This window comes from Psychrobium sp. 1_MG-2023, from assembly GCF_030689115.1.
In the GTDB taxonomy this organism is placed as follows: Bacteria; Pseudomonadota; Gammaproteobacteria; order Enterobacterales; family Psychrobiaceae; genus Psychrobium.
Genome location: NZ_JAUYVJ010000010.1, coordinates 66020 through 80318, shown reverse-complemented (window position 1 = coordinate 80318; position 14299 = coordinate 66020). Strand labels below are relative to the sequence as shown.

Here is a 14299-nt window from a genome sequence, read left to right as displayed (position 1 = left end):
AAGTCAGGGAGTATTTAGTATTAAAGAATGATGTTGGAGCTGTTATAAGTGAATCTGACGTATGAGATATACGATTTAATCTATATTTTCACAGCAAGAATTTGGTTATATACTAGGGCATTTTTAGACACTAAGCGCTCATTGTGAAGTTCTTGGTCATAATGTAGTTAGTTTTTGAGAGGTATTTTGAGAAAAAATTGTGGATTTTCTTTGATTGAATTTGTAATAATTATCATTGTATTAGGTTTGTTGGTTGTGGCTGTATCGCCAAAGTTTATTGACATTAAGTCGGACTCAGAAAATGCAAGCCTATTGAAAGTTAAAGCGGCAATAGAGAATGCGATGATGATGGTTCACGCAAAATCGAGTATAAAAGGCAACCAACAATTAAGACGCATGCCGGGAGTTAATGTCGAGATAAACGGAGTCATTTTAGACATAAAGCATGGATACCCCCTTGCTGATTACTCAGGGAGTAACGGCAGCTGGGATGTATTGATTGACTTAGATGAAGAGTTTAAAAGTGTTATCATTGGCGGACATTTTATTGTCTATAGAGGGGAAAACACTCCTACAACGCTTAATGAAAAGTGTACTGTAGATTATAGGCAGGCCGGAGATATAGCTACTCCACCCCGAATAGTACTTACAGCCTGTTAATCTTAACAAGAGATTATATTTAGGTAATAAAAAAGGAGCCATCAGGCTCCTTTTTTGGTTTGCTTAATGACTAATAAAATTAGTAATCAAACATCGCAGAGATAGACTCTTCGTTAGATACACGACGAAGGGCTTCAGCCATCATGCTATCTAAAGAAAGGATCTTAACTTTACCTGTTGCTTTCATCTCTTCCGTTAGAGGAATTGAGTCAGTAACGATGAATTCATCGATTACACTGTTACGAACGTTTTCAACAGCGCTGCCAGAGAATACGGCGTGAGTTGCGTACGCGTAAATTTTACGTGCACCGTGCTCTTTTAGTGCTTCAGCCGCTTTACATAATGTGCCGCCGGTATCAATCATGTCATCAACGATGATACAGTCACGATCTTCAACGTCACCAATGATGTGCATCACTTGTGCTACGTTCGCTTGTGGGCGACGCTTGTCGATGATTGCTAAATCAGAATCATCTAATAGTTTAGCAAGTGCACGAGCACGTACTACACCACCGATATCTGGAGATACAACGATTGGCTGGTGGAAGTCGCGTTTTTGTAGGTCATCTAGTAATACTGGTGTACCAAAAACGTTATCTACAGGTACATCGAAGAAACCTTGAATCTGCTCTGCGTGTAAATCAACAGTTAAAACACGATCTACACCAACGCTAGATAGGAAATCGGCAACAACTTTAGCTGTAATTGGAACACGAGAACTACGCACACGACGATCTTGACGTGCGTAACCGAAATAAGGAATCACAGCAGTAATACGGCCAGCAGAAGCACGGCGAAGTGCGTCAACCATTACTAATAATTCCATTAAGTTGTCGTTCGTTGGCGAACACGTTGATTGCAGGATGAATACATCTGCTCCACGTACATTTTCGTTGATTTGTACGCTAATTTCCCCATCACTAAAACGACCAACAGTCGCTTTACCTAGTTTAAGATAAAGACGGTCAGCAATTTTTTGAGCTAGTTCAGGAATGGCATTTCCGGCAAACAATTTAATATCAGGCACGTTAACCTCAGGCGTTGGTTTGGTGGGCGGTGTGAATCCGCCAGTTTCATTAACTTAATTATTTAAGCTAACAGTAATTTTTTGCATCAATGATGGCTAGTAAGCTGAGCTAATTTTGTGGCTAGTGGCGATTGATTAATGCCTTTTGCAACAAATCCATGCATATCTTTTGGTAATTTTTGCAACGCAGCCTCTGCTGCCTGCTGAGTCTCAAATTGACCAAAAACGCAACTGCCAGTCCCTGTCATTTTTGCTGGGGCGTATTCTATCAACCAGTCGAGGGCCTTAGCAACCTCAGGATGGCGATTTTTTGTCACTTGTTCGCAGTCATTACCTAAACTTGCACTTGATAACTGCTCCAAGGTTAATGTTGGCGTATTACGCGGTAGCTCAGGTAATGAAAATATCTCCCCTGTGTTGACATGAACACCTGGCCAAATAATCAAGTACCACGGTTCTTCCGGCTCAACTGGCGTTAGTTTTTCTCCTACGCCTTCGGCAAAGGCGGCAAAACCATGGACAAAAATAGGCACATCCGCACCTAAGCTTAACCCTAACGAAGCTAACTTAGCCGTCGAGAGATTGATTTGCCACAGATGATTAAGAGCCACTAAGGTTGTTGCTGCGTTAGATGAGCCACCGCCAAGGCCTGCGCCCATAGGTAAGACTTTATGTAAGGTGATGTCTACCCCAGCATTAATACTTGCAAAGGGCTTTAATAACATTGCGGCGCGATAGATTAAATTATCTTCGTCGTTAATACCTTCAACACCAGGGTATATTGATATCTTACTATCGTTATTGGCTATAAAAGTCAGTTCATCACCATAATCTAGAAATTGAAACGTGGTTTGTAAGCTGTGGTACCCATTATCTAACTGACCAGTGATATGAAGAAAAAGGTTTAATTTGGCTGGTGATGGCCAAGTTTGGGATGTGTTCATTGCTGTATTTGCCACTTTGTTATTGCAAGTTTTAAAAAGAGTCTATCTTGGGTTAAGCCAATTGTATAGGGGCGCTGTTTGCCATCAACCGATTGATATTTCCCAAGGCGTAATTGCCATGTTTGCCCATTGTTATCAATGATTTCTGCGTCTGTGACTTGGCCTAACTTATTGTAATTAATATTACTTCCGTATGGTACTTTACCTTGCACCCACCATTGCAATTGGCTGACAGGAATGTGCCAACGTGTTAATTGCCAAATTAATTGTTCTGCTGACGTGCCCGTTATGGGCTCTTCGCCAATACCATCAATTTCAACAAAGTTATCATTACCAGTAATTTTCATTACCGTAATACCTAAAGTGGTATAGAGGTTTATGTCATATTGCTGGTTTAATTGGGCCCAATGAATTTTTGCCGATTGAGTTTCTTGTGGGGTTCGGATAGCGAATTTACCATTAAACTGCCATTGTTGGGTGATTGGACCGTCAATAGGGGGCTGTTTAATAAATGTGCTGCAACCGCTAAGGCTTAATGCCATAAATAGGAATAGTAATCGTTTAAGCAAGATTAAGGTCTAATAATTTGATATAGATAGGCTATAGAGTAGCTTCTTTTTCACTTAGCGACTAGAGTCGCTTTCAATTAGCCCTTGCTTTAATGTAAAATTCGCTCTCATAAATATATTTTAATGATTTAGTCGAAGCCAATAATGTCTCTAGTTGCCTTAGGTATTAACCACAAAACAGCTTCCGTTGAGTTACGTGAACAAATTGCGTTTTCGCCTGACCAGATGGTCGAGGCGTTACAGCAATTGAAAGCGTTAAACAACGGTAGCGAAGCTGTGGTTGTTTCAACGTGTAATCGTACCGAGCTTTATTGTAATGGCATGCAAGCACAGCAACTGATTGATTGGTTAGTTACTTTTCATCAGGTTGAACGTAGTGCTTTAGAAGAGAGCATTTATTTACACCAAGATGTTGCGGCCGTGAATCATTTAATGCGGGTGTCTTGTGGCCTTGACTCTCTTGTTCTAGGTGAGCCACAAATCTTAGGCCAAATTAAGCAGGCTTATGGAACTGCTAAGGCTTCTGGCTCACTTGCTCTAACGTTAGATAAATTGTTTCAACGTACCTTTTCTGTTGCGAAACGAGTTCGTACCGACACCAATATTGGGGCTAATGCAGTATCTGTTGCTTTTGCTGCTGTGAGCTTAGCAAAACAAATCTTTGCCGAGTTAGTTCAAACCAACGTGTTATTAATCGGAGCTGGTGAAACTATTGAGCTGGTGGCTAAGCATTTAATGGAGGCGGGGGTAACCAATATTACCATCGCTAACCGTACCTTAGCTCGTGCCGAATCAATGACGCAAGATATTGGCGGCACAGCCATCACCTTAGCGCAGATTCCGGAGCATTTAGCTGAAGCTGATGTTGTTATTTCCTCTACCGCGAGTACTTTACCTATTTTAGGAAAAGGGATGGTTGAAAGCGCTATTTCTACGCGCCGTCATCGCCCGATGCTGTTAGTTGATATTGCTGTCCCACGAGATATTGAAGCTCAAGTAGGTGAGTTGGACGATGTTTATCTTTACACGGTTGATGACCTTCAGGGTATAGTCGAACAAAACATGGCGTCGCGTCGTGCGGCTGCTGATGAAGCTGAACTTATTGCGACAGAGCAAGCGCAAGAATTTATTGCTTGGACCCGTTCTCTAAAATCGATTGATTATATTAAACAATATCGTGAACAAAGTTTTGCTTCTAAAGATGAGCTATTAGATAAAGCACTGCAAAAAATTTCACAAGGCGCCGATGCTGAAAAAGTGATGGTGGAGCTTGCCAATAAACTGACCAATAAACTGATTCATTGCCCAACCCGTGCAATGAGTAGTGCCAGTCATGCAGGAGAGCATGATAAGCTAGCGGTAATTTCCAATGCGCTAGGGCTAAATGGCGTACAATAATTAAGTTAAGTATAAAGCCCTGTGCTTTAAATATGAGAAAACAGAATAATGAAACCAACGGTTTACGCTAAGCTTGAAGGCTTACAAGAGCGTCATGAAGAAGTAGAGGCGTCGTTAGGCGACCCTGATACAATCGCCAATCAAGATTTATTTCGTGCTTTAAATAAAGAGTACTCACAGCTTGGCCCTGTTATCGAAGCTTTTAATACCTATAAAGGTGCACAAAGTGACTTCGAAATGGCTCAAGAGATGCTTAAAGATGACGATCCTGATATGCGTGAAATGGCACAGGAAGAATTTAAAGCAGCAAAAGCGGCCATCGAAGAAATCGAAGGTGAGTTACAAATCTTACTATTACCACGAGATCCAAATGATGATCGTAATGCGTTTATTGAGATTCGTGCTGGTGCGGGTGGTGATGAAGCCGCTATTTTTGCTGGTGACCTATTCAGAATGTACAGCCGTTACATTGAAAATCGTGGTTGGAAAATTGAATTAGTGAATGCAAACGAAGCTGAGCAAGGTGGCTTTAAAGAGGTTGTAGCTAAAATCTCTGGTGAAGGCATTTACGGCGTCATGAAATTTGAATCGGGTGGTCACCGTGTACAACGTGTTCCTGAGACCGAATCACAAGGTCGTGTTCATACTTCCGCTTGTACTGTAGTTGTAATGCCTGAAATTCCAGAGGCAGAAGCGATTAACATTAACCCTGCCGATCTTAAAGTTGATACTTTCCGAGCGTCAGGTGCAGGGGGGCAGCACGTTAATAAGACTGACTCTGCTATTCGTATTACCCATATACCAACGGGAACCGTGGTTGAGTGTCAGGATCAGCGCTCGCAGCATAAAAACCGTGCCCAAGCGATGTCAGTACTTGCTTCGCGCCTACAGCAGGCTGAAGATGAGAAACGTCGCGTTGAAGAAGAATCAACACGCCGTAGTTTAGTGGCAAGTGGTGATCGTAGTGAACGTATTCGTACTTATAACTACCCGCAAGGCCGCGTGAGTGATCATCGTATCAACCTAACACTTTACCGCCTAGGTGATGTGATGCAGGGAGACTTAGACCTTGTCGTTGAGCCGTTACTGAATGAGCAACAGGCTGACTTACTTGCTGCACTATCAGAAGAGAATAGATAGTGAGCACTAACACTGTTTCTGAAGTGGTTTCATCAAGTGTGGCACGTTTACCCGAGAGTGATAGTGCCGTTTTAGATGTACAGGTTTTACTCAGTTCAGTGTTAGGTGTCGAACGAAGTTTTTTTTATACTTGGCCAGACAAAAAGCTGACTCCTGAGCAGTTGGCCGCCTTTGAGGTGCTACTACAGCGCCGTATCAGTGGTGAACCCATTGCTTATATAGTAGGTGAACAAGAGTTTTGGTCATTACCACTGTCCGTTGCGCCGTCAACCTTAATCCCTCGACCAGAAACCGAGCTCTTAGTTGAAACGATATTAGATCGCGTCATATTACCGCACGCTCGAGGAATTGATTTGGGCACGGGCACTGGTGCTATTGCATTAGCACTAGCATCAGAACAACCGAGTTGGTCTATACTTGGTGTCGATTATAGTGATGAGGCTGTTGTTCTAGCTCGAACTAACCAGAATAAGTTAGCACTTACAAACGTTAGTTTTGTTCAATCAAGTTGGCTAACTAATATTGATGAATCATGGCTACAACAGTGTGACTTTATTGTTTCAAACCCTCCTTATATTGATGAGAGCGATCCTCACCTAGTCGAGGGTGATGTACGCTTTGAACCGCATAGTGCATTGATAGCAGCAAATAATGGTTTGCAAGATATCATTGATATTACCAAACAAAGTATTCATTTCTTAAAGCCACAAGGTATTTTGCTGTTTGAGCATGGCTTTGAGCAAGGAAAAGCAGTACGAAGTATTTTAGAAAGTCATCATTTTAATCAAGTAATAACGTTACAAGACCTTGCTGGCCTAGACCGTGTAACGCTTGGCCTGCGCTAGGTTCAGTTGTTTTTTTCCATTTATTGTCCATATTTTTTCTAAAAAGTTCATAAATTTACTATCCTTAATAGGTATTAACCTGATAATTTATAACCAATGCTTGGCTGAATTAAGGGATGGACGATGGATGAATTTATTTTCGCCGATGAGTCACAAGATGACGATGTCAGTGAGTCACACCTTGAAAGTTGGAAGTTACTAATTGTTGACGATGAAGAAGAAGTTCATGCCGTCACCAAACTTGCTTTAAGAGACTTTGAGTTTCAAGGTCGTAAATTAGATTTTATCAGTGCCTATAGTGGTGCTGAAGCAGAAAAAATTATTACTGAAGATCATGAAATTGCGGTGATGTTACTTGATGTCGTCATGGAAACTGATGATGCAGGACTAAAAGTTGCGCGTTTTACTCGTGAAATAGCTAATAATCAATTAGTGCGTATTGTATTGCGTACAGGTCAGCCAGGCCAAGCTCCCGAACGTGATGTGATCGTCACTTATGATATCAACGATTATAAATCCAAGACAGAACTGACCTCTCAGCGCTTATTTACCACTGTTGTAGCTGCACTGCGTTCATATCGTGATTTAACAGCGATTGAGTCTAACCGACAAGGGTTAGAACGCGTAATTGACGCGTCATGTAATTTGTTTTCTATTCATTCGATGAATCACTTTATTGATGGTTTACTCATTCAACTAAACGCTATATTTTCACGGGGTAAACATTGTTTCGAACTCAGTTCATTGGTTGCAGAAGAGCACGGACAAGACGGTAATGTTGGTGAAGCTAATTTAACCGTTGTTGCCGCTCAAGGCGATTTTTCCGGGACCGAAGGGGAGTCGGTGAATAATGTACTACCTGAAGCCCTATTACCACTTTACGATGAAGCGCAAAAAAATAATGAGTTGCTTTTCGGTGATGACTATATTTTTTATTACCGTAAAGACAGCCAACAATTTTCGACACTCATGTTTATTAGCGGCATCCCCCTTGAGCTTAGTCAACATGATCGCCATTTAATCGAGCTGTTTTCTCGTAATGTTCAAATTGCCTATGATAATATTTTACTGAATCAAGAAATTGAAAACACCCAACGAGAAATTGTTTATCGCTTAGGTAATGCGTTGGAAACCCGTTCTAAAGAAACGGGGAATCATCTCAAGCGTGTCGCACTATTTTCAGAACTCCTTGGTAATTTATATGGTTTAGACCCAGTTGATGTGCGTACACTGAAATTAGCATCGCCGTTACACGATGTCGGTAAAATCGGAATTCCCGATGCTGTACTTAATACCCCAGAGAAACTAGAAGGCGAAGACTGGGAGGTGATGAAGACTCATGCTCAAATAGGGCATGATCTTTTGCACGACTCTAATCGCTTGATCTTGCAAGTGGGAGCTATTATCTCACTGACACATCATGAACGTTGGGATGGGCAAGGTTACCCTAATGCACTCTCAGGAGAGGATATTCATATCTATGGAAGGATTGTATCGTTAGTTGATGTTTTCGATGCCCTGTATAGCAAGCGTTGTTATAAACCGCCTTTTGAGCTAGATTTCTGTATCAATTATATCAAAGATAATAGTGCTACGGCCTTTGACCCAGCTCTAGTGGAACTGTTCTTAACTAATATCGATGACTTTTTAGCTATTCTTAAAAAGTACCCTAATTAGTGTTTTTTTTAAGCAATTAATGTCGGTTGTACTAATTTGAGAGCTGTAAATTAGCAATCTAGTGTAAAGTCAGTAAAATGTCCGCAACTAAATTAAGATGTGGATATCCTCATGGAACAGTTTTACTTACCGATTAAACACCTTCACTTAAGCCTTGTTGCGTTTAGCGTGTTATTTTTTATTATTCGTGCTGGTTTAATGTTTGCTAACAAAAGCATTCATCAGTTGCGCTGGGCAAAAATGACATCGCGAATTGCAGATACATTTTTGCTTGCCTCAGCGTTAACGCTTTGTGTCATTATCGGCCAATACCCGTTCGTTGATCATTGGGTCACTGAAAAAGTTGTTTGTATTATTGCCTACATTATCTTAGCTTACATTGCACTGTACCGTGCAACAACGACTAAAACTCGTATTTTAACGAGTATTGGTGCTGTTGGTTGGGTGTTGATTGCTGCCAAACTTGCTATTTTAAAACAGGCGTTGATTTTAGGGTAACCCAGTGCAACTAAGAGACGAATTACCCGACATTCACAGCTTAACTTTTTATGAAGTACTCACGTTGACATCGCAGCCATTGTGCGACGAACAGGAATTGATCCAAACCAAACAACTGCTGGAGCAGTTGTTGGGTCAGGTTGCTGCACTCAATGATCATGTAATTGATGAAGAGCAACGCTGGGAAAAGTTTAAGGAACTATTTTATGGAGAGTGGGATTTTGAGATTGATCAAAATGACTACTTCTCAATAAAAAGTAATAGCATTTATCATTTTGTTGAGTCCCGTGTCGGCAATAATGCACTGTCAACCCTATTTGTTTCTCACTTGTTGACGTCATTAAATATTTCGCATCAGATCATCGATTTTCCTGGCCCGTTTATTCTCGAGATTGACGTGTTACCAGGGCAGTTTATTGATCCATTAAATGGTGATGTTATTGATCATCACTATTTAGAGTGCCTTGTGCGTGGCCATTTAGGCGACCATGTCACTTTAGAAGATGAGCACTTACTTATTGCCGATGAGTTAACGGTTAAAAAACGTTTTCTTGTCAGCCTTAAACAGGCTTGCATGTTAGAAGATGACTTCGAAATGGCGTTATTATTAAGTGAATTATTATTAGGATTATTACCTGATGATCCAGACTTAATCATGGAGCGAGGCTTTATCTTACAGCAACTAGAATATTTTGTGGGTGCGGCACAAGACTTTGCGTTTTTCATTGAGAACTGCCCTGAACATCCTAATACGGATGTGCTTAAATTGCATTTAACGCAGTTAGAAAATCAAGCCGTTGTAACTCATTAGGAAGTGATGGCTGCGATTCAGTAATTAGGTTAGGAGTTATTTTAATGACTCTTGATATTGATATAGAGGAATGATGATGGAACAGAAAACGATAAAAGTAGGTAATATCGACGTTGCAAATGATAAGCCGTTTGTATTATTTGGTGGGATGAATGTCTTAGAGTCGCGTGATATGGCGATGAGAGTGGCTGAAAAATATGTTGAAGTAACAAGTAAACTTGGTATTCCTTACGTATTTAAGGCCTCATTTGATAAAGCTAATCGCTCTTCAATCAATTCATTCCGCGGTCCCGGTATGGAAGAAGGGTTAAAGATCTTTGAAGAGATTAAAAACACCTTCAATGTCCCGTTGATTACTGATGTTCACGAACCTTTTCAAGCTGCTCCAGTTGCTGAAATCGTTGATGTAATCCAACTTCCAGCATTTTTATCTCGTCAAACGGACTTGGTAGAAGCGATGGCTAAAACTAACGCGGTTATAAATATCAAGAAAGCCCAATTCTTAGCTCCTCAAGAAATGAAACATATCTTAACGAAGTGTAATGAAGCGGGAAATGACAATTTGATGTTATGTGAACGTGGGACTTCATTTGGTTACAACAACTTAGTTGTTGATATGTTGGGCTTTGGTATTATGAAAGAAATGGGTTATCCAGTGATTTTTGACGTAACTCACTCTCTTCAACAACCAGGCGGTCGTAGCGATAGTGCAGGTGGTCGTCGCGCTCAAGTGACCCAATTAGGCTTAGCTGGTATGAGTCAAGGTATTGGTGGCTTATTCTTAGAATCACACCCTAATCCAGCGCAAGCGAAGTGTGACGGTCCGTGTGCTTTACCTCTTGATCGCTTAGAACCTTTCTTAGCGCAAATGAAAGGTGTTGACGAGTTAGTGAAATCATTTGAAGTAATTGATACTCAAGGTTAATTAGCTCTCTATTATGCATTAAGCTCCAGTAACGTTGGTGATATTTTACCAAGGTTACTGGAGCTTTTTAGTTTATTTACCCTTAAAGTGGAAAAATCGCCTGCTAGGTTTAATACTTATAAGAGAGAGAATCTATCTTAAGGGTTAAAATGGCAAATCATACACTGGTTCCTATTCTAGCTGGCGGCGGAACACGTCTACCAGCACATATAGGGATTCTCACTGCGCTAGAGGAAATGGATACAACGATAGAGCATATTGTTGGTGTCTCCGGTGGCAGTATTATCTCAAGCATGTATGCAACAGGAATGCCTCTTGATGAGATTAAGCAAGCAGCAATGGATACCGACTTTAACCAATTTAGGGGGTTTTCAATCTTATCGCTAATTAAGGATGGTGGTTTATGTAACGGCAACAAGCTAGAAGATTGGCTTGACGATATGCTTGATCATAAAACGTTTGCTGACTTAGAAAAAGACCTTCATATTGTCGCTACAGACGTTCGGCGCAGTAAACCAGTTATCTTTGACCGTGAGCGCACACCTGACTTTAAGATTTCAAAGGCTGTACGTTATTCGATGTCTATTCCGCTGTTATTTAGTTTTAAACCTTATGGTAACCGCTTAATGGCTGATGGTAGTATTTTATCTGAAGATGCATTACATCGCGATTGGGCCGGAGATGGTACGCCTGTTCTTTGCTTTAGACTCCGGGGAGAGCACGAATATGAAGATATTCGACCCGGAGGTCTATTTCCTGTCACGGACTACGTTACTTTGTTAATCCGTACATTTTTAACCACGATTTCTCGCGAATATATCAACAATAACTATTGGCACAGCACTTTAATAATCAATACGGGGAAGAGCTCCCCCGTACAGTTCAATCTCGATAGCGATCAAAAAAGAGCACTTTTTTTAGCTGGCTATGATACAACAACCAACATTTTGCCTCTTAAGTTAAAAGAATATAATTAAGGAGTCGCCTTAATTACGCGCTTTGGCATATAGTTAGATGCAGCAAGGCGTGTTGAGCGACTTAGTACTGCTGTTGGTTTAACTAGTAGTGGCTGCTCAAATGATATTGTACTTTTTAGGTAATCAACATTGTCCTGAATCTCATGAGCTAGCATTGCTTGAACTTCTCCTTGCTTCAATGAAGAATTTTCTTGTAATTGTGCATCACTATTAGCACTTGCAACACCTGATAGTGTTAAGCAAAAAATTACAAGGCTAGCGTTTTTGAGGGGGTTCATGTTGTTTCCTTATTGAATAATTAATGTCTGTTAATGGCGATAATGTAATCAAATAAAGTTGCGGTAACAAACGATAAAATGTAATAATTCGCATTAGAAAAACTAATAAATAGTAGGGGCCTGCATGTCAAGGCGATTACCACCATTAAATGCGTTAAAAGCTTTTGAAGCAGCTGCTCGCCATTTAAGTTTTACCAAAGCGGCTGAAGAATTATTTGTGACCCAGGCCGCAGTTAGTCATCAAATCAAGGCATTAGAAGATAACCTATCAATTAAGTTATTCAGAAGAAAAAATAGAACCTTGCTATTAACAGAGGAAGGGCAAAGCTACTTTCTTGATATAAAAGATATCTTTGTTTCATTATCTGATGCCACAGAAAAACTATTGTCAAAAACCGCCAGTGGTGCCTTAACTGTTGCCTCTGCGCCAAGTTTTGCCATTCAATGGCTGGTGCCGCGGTTATCTAAGTTTAGTGAATTGCATCCTGAAATAGATGTTCGAATTAAAGCGATCGATTTAGATGAGGGGCTTTTAACCGATGATGTCGATGTCGCCATTTATTATGGCCGTGGTAATTGGCCGTCAGTACGCGCTGATAAACTACGTAATGAATATATGATTCCCGTATGTTCACCTGCGCTACTCACTGGTCCAAAACCGATAAACTCGATTCATGATTTAGCCAATCATACGTTACTGCATGATTTATCCCGTAAAGATTGGAAAAACTGGAGCAGGCAAGTTGGTGCAACCTCGCTTAATGTAAATCAAGGGCCGATTTTTAGTTTGTCATCACTCGTATTACAAGCTGCAATTTATGGCCAAGGGGTTGCGTTAGGCTATAGCGTGTTAGCTCGTCCTGAGATTGAAGCGGGCCGTTTGGTTTGCCCCTTTGAAGAATTCCTATTAAGTAAGAACGCTTATTATATTGTAAGCGAGACCAATCAGAGTGAGTTAGGTAAGATCAAAGCATTTCGTGAATGGATGTTAGATCTTTTTGAACAGGAAGAGGCGTGTAATAAGATGCCTGTAGGAGCCCATCTTGACTAGCCATCGTGTCACCCGCATGTTGATGATGTTTGCTGGTTTAAATGGAGCCTTTGCTACCGCTTTTGCTGCATACGCGAGTCATGCTGAGAAAGTTCAGCAATCAGCGGCACTCGTTGATGTGTTTAACAAAGCCAATCAGCACCATTATTACGCCTTATTAGCCATGCTCGCGTGTGTTTTTGGCTTTGTATATACGAAACGCGTTATTTGGCTCACATGCGGCATCTTATTTGCGCTGGGAATAAGCTTATTTTGTTATACGCTGTATCTATTTGCCTTTACTGGCGTTAAAATTGCCGGCTTTTTAACGCCAATTGGCGGAATGACATTTATTGTGGCTTGGCTTGGCTTGTTAGTAGCAGCCAGAACGCTATGTAGAGAATCGAAATGAATAATGGTTTATTACTTTATTGCCGCCGAGGCTTTGAAAAAGAATGTGCTGGTGAGATTCAGCAGTTAGCAACAGAGCAAGAAGTTTATGGTTATTGTGTCGTGGCGGACAATTCGGGCTATGTCAATTACATCACCCCTGATCTAGCACAGGCGGATCTATTAGCTAAAACACTATCATTTAATAAGCTTGTCTTTGCTCGCCAAATGTTTGTCGTTGTAGCAAAGCTTCAAGATTTACCGCCTACTGACCGCGTTTCAGCCATTCTAGATTCAACTGATAAGCTACCGTTATGTGGTGATATTCGTATCGAAACACCAGACACTAACGAAGCGAAAGAGTTACTTGGTTTTTGTCGTAAATTTACCGTGCCATTGCGTGGTGCATTGCGTAAGCAAGGGTGTTTAACTAAAAAAGAACAGCCCAAAAAGCCGGTGCTGCATTTGATGATGCTTGACTCAGGTAACGGTTTCTTAGGTTATTCATACTCTGATAATAACTCGCCATTCTTTATGGGAATCCCTCGTTTAAAATTTCCTAGTGATGCACCGAGTCGCTCGACGTTAAAACTCGAGGAAGCCATTTTATTCTTTTTACCACAACAGCAAGAAGAGGGCTCGAGCATGCGTCCTAGCATGACTGGTGTGGACTTAGGAGCGTGCCCTGGGGGTTGGACCTACCAATTGGTGCGTCGTGGCTTATTCGTTAGCGCGATTGATAACGGGCCGATGGCACAATCCTTAATGGATACGGGACAAGTGACTCATTTCATGGAAGACGGTTTTAAATTTAAGCCCGAAAAAACGGTTGATTGGATGATTTGCGATATGGTTGAAAAACCGATCATGGTTGCTGATTTAATGTCTGACTGGTTAATTAAGGATTGGTGTCGTGCAACGATCTTTAACTTAAAGTTACCGATGAAAAAACGTTTTGTTGAAGTGTACAAATGTTTAGAGCTGATTGAATCTAAATTACGAAAAGCAGGCTTGCGATATAAGCTGCAATGTAAACATTTATATCATGACCGTGAAGAAGTTACAGTCTCTATTGAGTTGTTACAATAGTTTGATGCGAAGATAAAAAAGAGCCGCTAATGAGCGGCTCT

The 14299-nt window shown here is 40.9% G+C and carries 16 protein-coding genes; 12 read left to right on the top strand and 4 right to left on the bottom strand.

The genetic code is table 11. The features are described 5' to 3' along the window. The first annotated feature begins 174 nt into the window (after nucleotides 1-174). A complete protein-coding gene (locus tag Q8W26_RS07260) occupies nucleotides 175-660 on the top strand; it encodes a type II secretion system protein (RefSeq protein WP_153071509.1) in 486 nt (161 codons plus the stop codon). Between the two features lie 79 nt (nucleotides 661-739). Here the strand turns inward: Q8W26_RS07260 and Q8W26_RS07255 are convergent, their stop codons facing one another. From Q8W26_RS07255 to lolB, 3 genes are all read right to left on the bottom strand, one after another. After that, complete coding sequence (locus Q8W26_RS07255) at nucleotides 740-1687, bottom strand: ribose-phosphate pyrophosphokinase (RefSeq protein ID WP_101214780.1); 948 nt, start codon at nucleotides 1685-1687, stop codon at nucleotides 740-742. A gap of 86 nt (nucleotides 1688-1773) precedes the next feature. After that, nucleotides 1774-2631 carry a 4-(cytidine 5'-diphospho)-2-C-methyl-D-erythritol kinase gene (ispE, locus tag Q8W26_RS07250; RefSeq protein ID WP_101214779.1) on the bottom strand — a complete coding sequence of 286 codons (858 nt, stop codon included), beginning with the start codon at nucleotides 2629-2631 and terminating at the stop codon, nucleotides 1774-1776. Beyond that, a complete protein-coding gene (lolB, locus tag Q8W26_RS07245) occupies nucleotides 2628-3200 on the bottom strand; it encodes a lipoprotein insertase outer membrane protein LolB (protein ID WP_153071508.1) in 573 nt (190 codons plus the stop codon). The genes ispE and lolB overlap by 4 nt, the downstream gene beginning before the upstream one ends. Before the next feature lie 144 nt (nucleotides 3201-3344). On the opposite strand from lolB, the gene hemA reads away from it, so the two are divergent. The 8 genes from hemA to Q8W26_RS07205 all read left to right on the top strand — a co-directional run bounded on the left by hemA (nucleotide 3345) and on the right by Q8W26_RS07205 (nucleotide 11471). Then, complete coding sequence (gene hemA / locus Q8W26_RS07240) at nucleotides 3345-4598, top strand: glutamyl-tRNA reductase (RefSeq protein WP_101214777.1); 1254 nt, start codon at nucleotides 3345-3347, stop codon at nucleotides 4596-4598. Nucleotides 4599-4646: 48 nt separating this feature from the next. After that, complete coding sequence (prfA, locus tag Q8W26_RS07235; protein WP_101214776.1) at nucleotides 4647-5738, top strand: peptide chain release factor 1; 1092 nt, start codon at nucleotides 4647-4649, stop codon at nucleotides 5736-5738. After that, the gene (prmC, locus tag Q8W26_RS07230; RefSeq protein ID WP_305472914.1) at nucleotides 5738-6583 is read left to right on the top strand and encodes a peptide chain release factor N(5)-glutamine methyltransferase; all 846 of its coding nucleotides are present in this window, start codon (nucleotides 5738-5740) and stop codon (nucleotides 6581-6583) included. Before prfA ends, prmC begins: the two co-directional genes overlap by 1 nt. 123 nt (nucleotides 6584-6706) lie before the next feature. Further along, complete coding sequence (locus tag Q8W26_RS07225; protein WP_101214774.1) at nucleotides 6707-8260, top strand: DUF3369 domain-containing protein; 1554 nt, start codon at nucleotides 6707-6709, stop codon at nucleotides 8258-8260. Between the two features lie 111 nt (nucleotides 8261-8371). Next, nucleotides 8372-8758, top strand: coding sequence for a SirB2 family protein (locus Q8W26_RS07220; protein WP_101214773.1), 387 nt, complete (start codon nucleotides 8372-8374; stop codon nucleotides 8756-8758). 4 nt (nucleotides 8759-8762) lie between these two features. After that, nucleotides 8763-9569, top strand: a complete 807-nt coding sequence (locus Q8W26_RS07215) for a tetratricopeptide repeat protein (RefSeq protein WP_101214772.1) — start codon at nucleotides 8763-8765, stop codon at nucleotides 9567-9569. Between the two features lie 76 nt (nucleotides 9570-9645). After that, entirely contained in the window at nucleotides 9646-10494 is an 849-nt protein-coding gene (gene kdsA, locus Q8W26_RS07210) for a 3-deoxy-8-phosphooctulonate synthase (RefSeq protein ID WP_101214771.1), read from the top strand. 149 nt (nucleotides 10495-10643) lie between these two features. Then, entirely contained in the window at nucleotides 10644-11471 is an 828-nt protein-coding gene (locus tag Q8W26_RS07205) for a patatin-like phospholipase family protein (protein WP_101214770.1), read from the top strand. On the opposite strand, the gene Q8W26_RS07200 is transcribed toward Q8W26_RS07205, so the two are convergent. Next, a complete protein-coding gene (locus Q8W26_RS07200; protein ID WP_101214769.1) occupies nucleotides 11468-11749 on the bottom strand; it encodes a hypothetical protein in 282 nt (93 codons plus the stop codon). The two genes, Q8W26_RS07205 and Q8W26_RS07200, sit on opposite strands and share 4 nt — an antisense overlap. 124 nt (nucleotides 11750-11873) lie before the next feature. On the opposite strand from Q8W26_RS07200, the gene Q8W26_RS07195 reads away from it, so the two are divergent. From Q8W26_RS07195 to rlmM, 3 genes are read left to right on the top strand one after another with little or no spacing between them, the layout of a single operon-like run. Beyond that, nucleotides 11874-12800, top strand: coding sequence for a transcriptional regulator GcvA (locus Q8W26_RS07195; RefSeq protein ID WP_101214768.1), 927 nt, complete (start codon nucleotides 11874-11876; stop codon nucleotides 12798-12800). Next, on the top strand, nucleotides 12793-13191 hold the full coding sequence (locus tag Q8W26_RS07190) for a DUF423 domain-containing protein (protein ID WP_101214767.1): 399 nt from the start codon (nucleotides 12793-12795) through the stop codon (nucleotides 13189-13191). The genes Q8W26_RS07195 and Q8W26_RS07190 overlap by 8 nt, the downstream gene beginning before the upstream one ends. Beyond that, entirely contained in the window at nucleotides 13188-14258 is a 1071-nt protein-coding gene (gene rlmM, locus Q8W26_RS07185) for a 23S rRNA (cytidine(2498)-2'-O)-methyltransferase RlmM (RefSeq protein ID WP_101214766.1), read from the top strand. The genes Q8W26_RS07190 and rlmM overlap by 4 nt, the downstream gene beginning before the upstream one ends. Nucleotides 14259-14299: the final 41 nt, after the last annotated feature.